Below are 10,203 nucleotides of genomic sequence, written 5' to 3'. Positions count from 1 at the left end.
AGCTCACGTCGCGCTCGGTCATCGAACACGCCGGGACCCGAAGTGTGGTCGAACGAGACGTAGGGTGTTCGGCATGCGTCCTGTGCCGCGCGACGACATGGTCAGCACGCGTCTTGCCCGGCAACGTCGTCGCGACACCGGCATCGAGGTCAGGATCCGGAGGCGTCTGCACGCTCACGGGTTCCGCTTCAGGCTGGTCGCCCCGGTTCCGGGGCGACCACGCAGGTCCATCGACCTCGCTTTCGCTCGCGAACGGGTCGCGGTCCTGGTCGACGGGTGCTTCTGGCACGCCTGCCCACTGCACCGAACGTCGCCGCGCACGAATCACGACTGGTGGGAGCGCAAGCTCGCCACGAACGCAGCACGGGATCTGGACACGCGCCACGCGCTCGAAGAAGCAGGGTGGGCAGTTATACGGGTTTGGGAGCACGAGGACCCGGAAGCTGCGACCGACGCGATCGAGGCGCTGGTGCTGATACGGCGCGCCAGCCGCTGCACCGTCGGCCGCTCGATCTAGTATCACCGCATGAGAAACTTCGATCTCGTGGACCTCTTCGCGGGATGCGGGGGCATGACTCAAGGGTTCGTGGAGGTGGGCCGCTACTCACCCATCGCTGCCGTCGAGATCGACCGGATGGCAGCGAAGACCTACGCCACAAACTTCGGCGACCACGTGTTCAGCGGTGACATCCGCGACTGGCTCCGAGGCGAACTCCCCGGGTCCGCCGACGTCGTGATCGGTGGACCTCCGTGCCAGGGTTTCTCCGCCCTCGGGAAGCAGAACCCGCTCGATCCGAGAAACGTGCTCTGGCGCGAATTCGTAAATGCGCTCGAACGCCTGCAGCCGACGGCGTTCATCATCGAGAACGTCCCTCAGTTCTTCCGCTCACCGCAGTTCGAGGATCTGAAGCACGAGGTGCGGCCGGGTGGCGGTCTCGCGGATTACGAAATCGAGCCATTCGTTCTGAACGCTGCCGAGTACGGCGTCCCACAGACACGCCGACGGGGCTTCGTGATAGGCCGCAAGCGCGAACTTCCGCCGCTCGGCCAGCCGCCAACGACGACTCGTCGGGCTACCGTCGAGGACGCGTTCGAGGGTTTGATAAGGAGTGTCGTCGACACGGAACTCCCGCCGGACCGAGCGATGGGACGAGGTCCCTATCGGACGACCGAGCTCCACGTGACGCGCAATCCCACCGACACGTCAATCCGCCGCTACCGAGCTATTCCACCGGGAGGCAACCGGAGGGATCTGCCCGACGAGCTGTCGACACCGGGCTGGCGCAAGCACAAGACCGGTTCGGGTGACGTGATGGGCCGTCTTTGGCTCGATCGACCGTCCGTGACCATTCGAACTGAGTTCTTCAAGCCGGAGAAGGGTCGATACCTTCACCCGACCGAACATCGACCAATCACCCACCTCGAGGCTGCGCGGATCCAGGGTTTTCCAGACGACTTCCTCTGGTACGGAAGCAAGACCGAAATAGCGAAGCAAATCGGGAACGCGGTGCCGGTCGGCCTCGCCAGAGCGATCGCGACCCACATCTTGCCGTGGCTGGAGTCATCGGTCGCCTCGTCGAATAGTGAGCTTAATCTCACACCGTCCGCCCTCGATCTCGCACAGGTCGTTAACTGAGGGCGACAGCTCGGCTAGACCAGGGATGGATCGGAACATCAGGGACTAACGACACCGATATCGACCGCTTATGCCCCGGCGAGAACACCACGTAGCCACCTGCTTCGCCGAGATCGCAAGGTTCAATGGGTTCGGCATCAGCAGGAAGTCGAGCTCCCGCGTTGCGAGCAGATTAAGCTGTCGACAACCGTTGGTCCATCGGCACCGCTCTGCGGCTGCTTGACAACGCAATCGCCCTTCACGCTCGCAGCGATGACCGCATCGAGGGTTTTTCTGACGTATTGTGCGGACTGCCTGAGGACACGGCCGCATGCGATGTGTGCCAATAGTTTCGAGAGAGCCAGTGCTTCTCCTTGCGTTCAGTTGGAGCCGGTCCACCTGCGGCTAGCGGCCGGCTTGGACAGAAAGCGCCTTGCAGCGGTCGAAGCTGAACGTGCGTTTCCCTCGTGAATCGTGCTGTCAAATCATGCCGTTAGGAGTCGGATGCTGATGACTCGCCGGTGCTGCGCCAGAGCTCGGCTCCTGAAGTTCCTCGGTCGGGCCAGGAGTGGCCGAACGGAACACTTGACAGCGCGACGGGAGGATTGAAGTCAGCCGCCGCTGCGGGGGCCTGTCCCGTGCTCAAGCCAAATCGCAAGGAGGCGCCACAAGTGCGCGACCTGATCTGCAGACGGTTACTCCGGCCAAGACATGTGCTCCGTTGAGCGGGTCCTGCATTCCAAACCCCGGAGGGTAGAAGACGCGCGGTCACCGGTTCGTCAGAGGCTCGGAACGCCGACGTCCGTGCCGGACGCGTTCCGTGCTTCCCGACCGTGCCGACGAACCGCCGGTGTTCATGCGCACGAAATACGATCCATGGCATCAATGGGACATGGACCCGCTCATCCTCGGCATCTTCCAGAGCCTCAGCCCGAACGGCACCGTCGGGTCGGCGTGGCAGCACCCCGACGACCGCTCGGCCGACTTCACCGACCTCGACCACTGGATCCGTCTGGCACGGATGTTCGAGGAGGCACGGCTCGACCTCCTGTTCCTCGCCGACAGCTACGGGTTCCCGGCGCTCGACGGCGAACTCATCCCGGCCTCGGTCAAGGAGGGTCGTGGGATCCCGGGCGGCGATCCGATGCCGCTCGTGACCGCGTTGGCCGCGGCGACCGAGCGACTCGGGTTCATCCTCACGGCCTCCACCACGGTCGAACCACCCGCGGCGAACGCCCGCCGGTTCGCCACGCTCGACCACTTCACCAAGGGCCGGATCGGCTGGAACATCGTCACCGGGTCCTCGGGCGCGACCGCGGCGGACCTGATGGGCAAGGCCCTCGTGCCGCACGACGAGCGCTACGACATGGCCGACGACTACCTGGCGCTCGACCTGGCGCTGTGGGAGGACTCGTGGGCCGACGACGCGCTGGTCCGGGACAAGGCGACGAACACGTACGCGGACCCGGCCGGGGTCCGGATGATCACGCACGACGGGCCGTACTTCCGCTCGCGCGGCATCCTCAACCTGCCGCCGTCGCCGCAGCGAACGCCGCTCCTCGTCCAGGCCGGGACATCGGGGCGCGGGATGCGGTTCGCCGGTGAGCACGCCGAAGCCGTGTTCGTCGCCGGCGGGGCACCGGAGCGGGTCGCACGGAACATCGCCGCGATCCGGCAGGCCGCGGTCGAGGCCGGCCGCTCCCCCAGCGCCGTGAAGGTCCTGGTCGGCGCGCTGTTCCTCGTCGGACCGACCGAGGAGGCGGCGCAGCGGACGCACCGGGAGATGCTCGCGATGTCGACCCCCGAGGGGGCCGCGGCGATCTTCGCCGGGAACACCGGTGTCGACCTCCTGGCGCTCGACCCGGACCAGCCTCTGGCGCAGCAGCGGACCGAGCTCGGGCTGTCGAACCTGCAGCGGTACCTCGGCCGTGACGGTCGCCCCGGCCCCACCGTGCGCGAGATCATCGAGGACTTCCGGGTGACGGGCATCAACGGCAGCGTCTTCGTCGGAACCGGCGCGAGCGTGGCGGACCAGGTCGAGGAGTTCGTGCGGACGACGGATGCGGACGGGTTCCTCATCCAACCCCACATGACACCGGGCACGTACGAGGATCTCATCGAGTACCTGCTGCCGGTGCTCCGTGCCCGCGGTCTCGCCCGGGACGAGTACGTCGGTGACACCCTGCGCGAGCGGTTCTTCGGGCCCGGACACCGGCGCCTCCCCGCCGAGCTGCGCCGGAACGCCGGTGCCGTGACGACGGTGTCCTGACGCCGGGGACCGCGTACCATCGCGCCATGGACGACGTCATGGTCGATGCGGTGGGACGCCCCGAGCCGCCGGTCGCGGCCGACGAGGTCGCGACACTCGTCGGGTTCCTCGAGTACCAGCGAGCGACATTCGCGTGGAAGACCTCGGGCCTCGACGCCGCGGGTCTCCCGACGAGCGTCGGCGTCTCGACCATGACGCTCGGGGGGATGCTGAAACACCTCGCGCTCGTCGAGGACGACTGGTTCGACCACGTCGTGCTCGGGCACCCCGACCGCGCTCCCTGGGACGCCGTCGACTGGGACGTCGACCCGGACTGGGAGTGGCGGACCGCCGCGGACGACGACCCCGACGCCCTCCGGTCGCTGTGGACCGAGGCGGTGGGGCGCGCTCGCGGCGCCGTCGCGACCGCGCTCGCGGACGGCGGACTCGACCGGGCGTCGGCCGTGGCGTGGCCGGACGGGCGACGGCCGAGCCTCCGCTGGGTGCTCTGCCACATGATCGAGGAGTACGCCCGGCACAACGGGCACGCCGACCTGATCCGGGAGGCCGTGGACGGACTCGTCGGCGAGTGACGGGCGCGGGCGGAGAGCCGCCGCCAGCGCTTGTCGTCGCCCGCCGTGCTCGGCAGACTCAGGACATGACCGTTCGGTGGTACAGCGTCGTCGTGGACTGTCAGGACCTGCACGCGCAAGCGCGGTGGTGGGCGGACACGCTCGACTGGCGACTCGTGTACGAAGCCGACGACGAGGCGGTGATCGTGCCGCCTCACGCACTCGATCCCTCTCGTCTCGTGCCCCTGCACGAGCGGGGTCCGGGCCTCGTGTTCGTCCCGGTCCCCGAAGGCAAGACGGTGAAGAACCGACTCCACATCGACCTCGCGCCAGGACCGGAGGACGACCAGGCCACCGACGTGCAGGCGTTGCTCGACCGCGGCGCGACCCGCGCGGACGTCGGTCAGGACGACGACGTCTCCTGGGTCGTCCTGCGCGACCCCGAGGGCAACGAGTTCTGCGTGCTCTCCCCGCGCGACTGACCGCGTCAGGCGAAGCGGCGCACGAGTGCGGGCAGCTCCGGCGGTTCGAACGGCTCGGTCGTCGCTGCGAGCTCGTCGGCCGTCCACCAGCGCGCGTCGAGGATGTCGACGCGCTCCTCGTCGGTCCACTCCGCGTTCGACAGGGTGAACCCGGTGGTCCGCACGACGTAGAACTCGGAGTGGCCGCGGTCGTGGTCCGCCTCGTCGAAGTCCACCGCGAAGTCCCACGACCAGACGGACTCCCCCGGGTCCTCGATGACGATGCCGGTCTCCTCGCGGAGTTCCCGGATCGCGGCGTCGCGGTGCGACTCCCCCGGGTCGACACCGCCGCCCGGGGTGATCCAGCGGTGGAACCCGTCGCTCGACGGGGCGCGCGTGTCCATGAGGAACACGCGGCCGTCGGCGTCGAGCAGCAGGATCCGGGAGGTGCGGCGCAGGCCCGGCAGCGCGGTCACGACCGCGGTCCGCTAGGAAGCCGAGCCGACGAACTCGGACACGTCGCCGACGAGCTTCGTGTGATCGGCCGGGATGGGCTCGACCGCGGCGAGGGCGACCTCGGCCGCGAACTCGGCGACGTTGTAGAGCTTGCCGACGGACTCGCGACGCCCGCTGATCGCACCCGGGTTGATGCGCTCGAGCAGGGTCGCCGTGATCGTGCCCTCGATCATGTCGCCCGAGACGACCACGAACTCGATCCCGGCTGCGTCGAGCTGCGGGATGAGGTCACGGAGCGCGAGTTCCCCGGCCCGCTTGCTCTTGGCGACCGGCACGTACTCGGGCAGGGTCTCGGCGGTCTCGACGAAGTGCGCCTGGTGGCTCGTCACGAACACGACGCGCGACCCCGCCGGCATGAGCGGCACGGCCGTCGTGAGGACGTCGACCTGGGCGTCCCGGTTGAGGCGCAGCGCGTAGTCGTCGCCCATGCCGGCCTCCATGCCGCCGGAGGCGTTGAGCACGAGGAGGTCGAGCCCGCCGAAGCGCTCGGCGATCGTGTCGAACATCGCCTGCACGGAGTCGTGGTCCGTGAGGTCGGCGCCGATGGCGATGGCCTCGCCGCCCGCGGCGGTGATGCGCTCCGCGATCTGGTCGGCGCGCTTGGCCTTGTTCCGGTAGTTCACGACCACACGGGCGCCCGCCTCCGCCAGGTAACCGAGGGTGTCCGCCCCGATCCCCCGGGACGACCCGGTGACGAGGGCGCGGGTACCGGCGAGTCGACCGGCGGCCAGGGGGTTGCTCACGTGTGGTGTCTCCTCGGATACGGGCCCGCGCCGCCGTCGGTTGGACCGCGCGTGACCGGGTCCGAGCCTAGCAACGCGGGCCTCCCGTCCCGCTGTCACCCCGCGCTGCTAGCGTGAGCGGCACCTGGATCGGACGGTGCGACGCACGCGCCGTCGGAACGCGACCCGAGGGAGGGCAGATCGCGTGGACGGTGTCATGTGGACCTGGGTGGTCGTGTGGATCGCCCTCGTCCTCGTGTTCCTCGTGGTCGAGGTCTTCACGCTCGACTTCGTGTTCGTGATGCTCGCAGCAGGGTCGGCCGGCGGTCTCGTCGCCTCGCTGCTCGGACTCCCGTGGTGGGCCTCCGTGCTCATCGCGGCGGCGCTGTCCCTCCTGCTCATCGCCCTCGTCCGACCGCGCGTCATCCACGCGCTGGGTCGGGGTGCCGATCCGCACCGCACGAACGTCGACGCACTCACCGGGATGTCGGGCGAGGTCGTCGTCGCGTTCACGGCCTCCGCCCCCGGCCAGGTCCGTCTGGCGAACGGCGAGACCTGGAGCGCGCGCATCGCCGCCGACACCGGCGCCGCGGTCCCGGTCCGCCCGCCCCTCGGCACGCCGGTCGTCGTGACCGGCGTCGAGGGCTCCACGGCGGTCGTCCGCCTCACCGAAAGGACAACACCATGACCGTCTCCACCGGGACGATCCTGCTCATCGCGCTCATCGTGGTGGTGGTCATCTTCGTGATCGTCGTGCTCAGCAGGGCGATCCGGATCATCCCGCAGGCGCGGGCCGGCGTCGTGGAACGGCTCGGCCGCTACCACAAGACGCTCACACCGGGTCTCAACCTGCTCGTGCCCTTCATCGACCGACTCCGCCCGCTGCTCGACATGCGCGAGCAGGTGGTCTCGTTCCCGCCGCAGCCCGTCATCACCGAGGACAACCTCGTCGTGTCGATCGACACGGTCGTGTACTTCCAGGTGACCGACGCCCGGGCCGCGACGTACGAGATCGCGAACTACCTCGGCGCGGTCGAGCAGCTCACGACCACGACCCTCCGCAACGTCGTCGGCGGCCTCAACCTCGAGCAGGCGCTCACCAGCCGCGACAACATCAACGGTCAGCTCCGCATCGTCCTCGACGAGGCCACGGGCAAGTGGGGCATCCGCGTCGGTCGGGTCGAGCTCAAGGCGATCGATCCGCCCGCGTCGATCCAGGACTCCATGGAGCAGCAGATGCGTGCCGAACGGAGCCGTCGTGCCGCCATCCTGCAGGCCGAGGGGACGAAGCAGTCCCAGATCCTCGAGGCCGAGGGCCAGCGGCAGTCCGCCATCCTCCGTGCCGAGGGCGAAGCGAAGGCCCGTGTGCTCGAGGCCGAGGGCGAGGCCCAGGCGATCGCGACGGTGTTCGGCGCCATCCACGCGGGCGACCCAGACGACAAGCTGCTGTCGTACCAGTACCTGCAGACCCTCCCGAAGCTCGCCGAGGGCAGCGCCAACAAGCTCTGGATGATCCCGAGCGAGTTCACCGAGGCATTGCAGGGCATCGCGCGCGGCTTCGGGGCGGGTCCGCTCGGAGGCGGCGGCCGACCCCATGTCGGGAGCGCGGGCAGCGGCGACGCCGGCCAGGACGCCCGCAACCAAGACTCCGGGAACGCTCCGGTCCGCCGCGCAGGCGGAACCGAGGCTGGCGGGTCGGCCGCTCCTGCCCTCATGAACCGCATCTCGGCCCTCGCCGCGGCGAGCCTCGCCGACACGACGCCCTCCTCGTCGGCGCCCGGAGCGGCGCTCGACGCAGCGGACGCGGCGCTCGACGCCCGGTTGGCGGAGTCGGATCGGAGTGTCGACGAGCACCTCGGCGCGAGCGACGGGAGCTCGCCGCAGCACGACTGACGGGCGCGCGGGGACTGGGAAGCCTCTGTGAAACGCGAACATCGGAAACACCCGGGCGGGTAGCGCGGTTCCCATACACGGAAGCGATGCGGAAGGAGCGAACCATGGCTGATCGCAGTCTCCGGGGCATGCGACTCGGGAGCCAGAGTCTCCAGAGCGAAGAGGGCGTCGAGTTCTCCGAGCGCAGGCGAGCCGTCTACCAGACCGACAAGGGCACGACGTTCGAGGTCGTCTTCGCCGCCGAGGCGGAGATTCCCGACACGTGGCAGTCCCCCAGGAGCGGGCAGGAGGGTCGTCTCCTCGGTGATGACGGCGCTCCCGTCCCGATCGAGGAACACGACACGAAAGCGCCGCGCACCCACTGGGACATGCTGCTCGAGCGGCGGTCCCGCGAGGAGCTCGAAGAGCTCCTGCAGGAGCGCCTGACCTACCTGCGCGCCCGACGTGGCGAACAGAAGATCGGCGCCTGACACCGTCAGCGCCTGCGGACCGGGAGGGCCGTCCTCATCACGAGGGCGGCCCTCCCGTCATGTGCGGCGCCGGCGCCACGGCGCCGCGCCGAGCAGGACGAGCACGCCACCGATGACGACGACGGTCGTCAGACCGGTGCCGATGACGGTCGCCGGCGTGGTGCTCGTCCCCAGCGGCACGTCGGTCACCATCGACGTGGCCGTGTAGGCCGGAACCGAGTCGGTGGTGCGTCCGGACGGATCGACGACCGCGCTCGCACCGACGGTCGAGATGTTCACGAGTGAGCGCCCCGTCTCGATCGCACGCATCCGGGCGATCGCGAGCTGCTGCAGGTTCTCGTCGGTGCCGTCGAAGTCGGCGTTGTTCGTCTGGGCGAGGATGAGCTGCGCATGGGCGGCCGTCATCTCGTCGGTCAGGCGGTCGTCGACGATGTCGAAGCAGATCGCGAGCCCGACGCGCACCCCCGCGACGCTGACGGTGTTCGGCTTCGTCCCCGGCGTGTAGTCACGGCCGATCAGCCCGATCAGGGACGGCGCGAGCTTGCTGTAGAACCAGCGGTCGGGCACGTACTCACCGAAGGGCACCGGATGGGCCTTGTCGTAGGAGCCCAGCCAGCCCTTGCCGGCCTGCCAGACGAAGGACGTGTTGTGGTACTGGCCCCGGGCGTTCTCGGTGATCGCACCGGCGACGATCGGCGCGTGCGTGGCGGTGCTCAGGGCGTCGAGGGCCGCCGCCACCCCGGGCGAACGCCGAGGGTCGAACTCGGCCGACGCCTCCGGCCACACCACCATGTCGACGCCCTTGGCCGACGTGTCCGTCGCGTCGAGCTGGGACGACAGGACCTCGCCGGGCTCGGCGCCGTCGAAGTACCCCGCCGGACCGTCGCCCTGGACGCTCTCGATGCGGACCATGCCCGATGTCGTCGCGGGCCACGCCGGCACCGCGAGGACGACCACCACGACGCCGACCGCGAGCACGGCCCGGACGAACGGCCGCACACCGACCTCGACCGCGAGGGCGACGAGTGCCGCCACCATGAACACGAGCACGAACGTCAGTCCGAGCACCCCGAGCCAAGCGACGAGCGGTGCGAAGGGACTCTGTGACTGGCTCAGGGCGACGCGACCCCAGGAGAACCCGTTGTACGGGTAGTTCCCGCCGAGCCACTCGCGGCCCGTCCAGAGCGCCGCGACGACCGCAGGCGTGAGGAGCACTCGACCGAGGACGGTCGGAACCGCCCGCGGCACCCACCGGTACGCGAGCGCCATGGCCGCTCCCCCGAGCGCCGGGAACAGCGCCTCGAACAGCGCGAGCGCGAGCCAGGGCACCGGGCCGAGGTACTTCGCCGCCCAGTCCACGTCGACCAGGAAGAACGCGGCGCCGAAGACGTAGCCGAGCCCGAACGCCACCCAGAACCGCTGTCCTCGGACCGCGAGGAGCATCATCGCGACGGCGGGGAACGCCAGCACCCAGACGCCCGCCCCGGGGAACGCGAGGTCGAGGACGAGTCCGCCGAGCGCTGCCAGCGGGTACGCGACGGAGCGCGGGAGGACACCGACCGCGCCCGCGTCGTGACCGGGGCCGTGCCTCCAGACCGGCAGGGGGTGCCGGGGACGGCGCCGCCGCGGTGTCGGACGGGGCGACTGCACGGCCTCCGCGCCGACGGCGGGCAGGCGCGTCGGACGGTCCTCGGTCGTCGTCATGG

At 69.6% G+C, this 10,203-nt stretch carries 11 protein-coding genes; 8 read left to right on the top strand and 3 right to left on the bottom strand.

Going from position 1 to position 10,203, the window contains the following annotated elements; all coding sequences use genetic code 11:
- Positions 1-73: 73 nt before the first annotated feature.
- The 5 genes from DEI92_RS09590 to DEI92_RS09570 all read left to right on the top strand — a co-directional run bounded on the left by DEI92_RS09590 (position 74) and on the right by DEI92_RS09570 (position 4,917).
- Positions 74-517, top strand: coding sequence for a very short patch repair endonuclease (locus DEI92_RS09590; protein ID WP_111013398.1), 444 nt, complete (start codon positions 74-76; stop codon positions 515-517).
- A 9-nt stretch (positions 518-526) separates the two neighbouring features.
- A complete protein-coding gene (locus DEI92_RS09585) occupies positions 527-1,636 on the top strand; it encodes a DNA cytosine methyltransferase (protein ID WP_111013311.1) in 1,110 nt (369 codons plus the stop codon).
- Positions 1,637-2,507: 871 nt separating this feature from the next.
- Positions 2,508-3,884 carry an NtaA/DmoA family FMN-dependent monooxygenase gene (locus tag DEI92_RS09580; protein ID WP_181434800.1) on the top strand — a complete coding sequence of 459 codons (1,377 nt, stop codon included), beginning with the start codon at positions 2,508-2,510 and terminating at the stop codon, positions 3,882-3,884.
- A 26-nt stretch (positions 3,885-3,910) separates the two neighbouring features.
- On the top strand, positions 3,911-4,456 hold the full coding sequence (locus DEI92_RS09575; RefSeq protein WP_111013309.1) for a DinB family protein: 546 nt from the start codon (positions 3,911-3,913) through the stop codon (positions 4,454-4,456).
- 65 nt (positions 4,457-4,521) lie between these two features.
- Positions 4,522-4,917: a VOC family protein gene (locus DEI92_RS09570; protein WP_111009056.1), complete on the top strand. Its 396-nt coding sequence runs from the start codon at positions 4,522-4,524 to the stop codon at positions 4,915-4,917.
- A gap of 5 nt (positions 4,918-4,922) precedes the next feature.
- Here the strand turns inward: DEI92_RS09570 and DEI92_RS09565 are convergent, their stop codons facing one another.
- Complete coding sequence (locus tag DEI92_RS09565) at positions 4,923-5,372, bottom strand: NUDIX hydrolase (protein ID WP_111013308.1); 450 nt, start codon at positions 5,370-5,372, stop codon at positions 4,923-4,925.
- 12 nt (positions 5,373-5,384) lie between these two features.
- Complete coding sequence (locus DEI92_RS09560; RefSeq protein WP_111009058.1) at positions 5,385-6,155, bottom strand: SDR family oxidoreductase; 771 nt, start codon at positions 6,153-6,155, stop codon at positions 5,385-5,387.
- A gap of 184 nt (positions 6,156-6,339) precedes the next feature.
- On the opposite strand from DEI92_RS09560, the gene DEI92_RS09555 reads away from it, so the two are divergent.
- The 3 genes from DEI92_RS09555 (at position 6,340) to DEI92_RS09545 (ending at position 8,497) form a co-directional block, all read left to right on the top strand.
- A complete protein-coding gene (locus DEI92_RS09555; protein WP_146242824.1) occupies positions 6,340-6,822 on the top strand; it encodes an NfeD family protein in 483 nt (160 codons plus the stop codon).
- Positions 6,819-8,027, top strand: coding sequence for an SPFH domain-containing protein (locus DEI92_RS09550; RefSeq protein ID WP_111013306.1), 1,209 nt, complete (start codon positions 6,819-6,821; stop codon positions 8,025-8,027). Before DEI92_RS09555 ends, DEI92_RS09550 begins: the two co-directional genes overlap by 4 nt.
- Before the next feature lie 104 nt (positions 8,028-8,131).
- Entirely contained in the window at positions 8,132-8,497 is a 366-nt protein-coding gene (locus tag DEI92_RS09545; protein WP_111009061.1) for an RNA polymerase-binding protein RbpA, read from the top strand.
- 57 nt (positions 8,498-8,554) lie between these two features.
- Here the strand turns inward: DEI92_RS09545 and lnt are convergent, their stop codons facing one another.
- Positions 8,555-10,201, bottom strand: a complete 1,647-nt coding sequence (lnt, locus tag DEI92_RS09540; protein WP_111013305.1) for an apolipoprotein N-acyltransferase — start codon at positions 10,199-10,201, stop codon at positions 8,555-8,557.
- Between the last annotated feature and the right edge of the window lie 2 nt (positions 10,202-10,203).

The organism is Curtobacterium sp. MCBD17_034, assembly GCF_003234515.1.
Taxonomy (GTDB): domain Bacteria; phylum Actinomycetota; class Actinomycetes; order Actinomycetales; family Microbacteriaceae; genus Curtobacterium.
The sequence above is the reverse complement of the archived record's forward strand: the minus strand, read 5'-3'. Positions and strand labels throughout refer to the sequence as shown.

What these genes read in the sequence shown, in the direction of transcription:
- DEI92_RS09590 (WP_111013398.1), top strand. Translation starts at nt 74, where the DNA reads ATGCGTCCTGTGCCGCGCGACGACATGGTCAGCACGCGTCTTGCCCGG.
- DEI92_RS09585 (WP_111013311.1), top strand. Translation starts at nt 527, where the DNA reads ATGAGAAACTTCGATCTCGTGGACCTCTTCGCGGGATGCGGGGGCATG.
- DEI92_RS09580 (WP_181434800.1), top strand. Translation starts at nt 2,508, where the DNA reads ATGGACCCGCTCATCCTCGGCATCTTCCAGAGCCTCAGCCCGAACGGC.
- DEI92_RS09575 (WP_111013309.1), top strand. Translation starts at nt 3,911, where the DNA reads ATGGACGACGTCATGGTCGATGCGGTGGGACGCCCCGAGCCGCCGGTC.
- DEI92_RS09570 (WP_111009056.1), top strand. Translation starts at nt 4,522, where the DNA reads ATGACCGTTCGGTGGTACAGCGTCGTCGTGGACTGTCAGGACCTGCAC.
- DEI92_RS09550 (WP_111013306.1), top strand. Translation starts at nt 6,819, where the DNA reads ATGACCGTCTCCACCGGGACGATCCTGCTCATCGCGCTCATCGTGGTG.
- DEI92_RS09545 (WP_111009061.1), top strand. Translation starts at nt 8,132, where the DNA reads ATGGCTGATCGCAGTCTCCGGGGCATGCGACTCGGGAGCCAGAGTCTC.
- lnt (WP_111013305.1), bottom strand. Translation starts at nt 10,201, where the DNA reads ATGACGACGACCGAGGACCGTCCGACGCGCCTGCCCGCCGTCGGCGCG.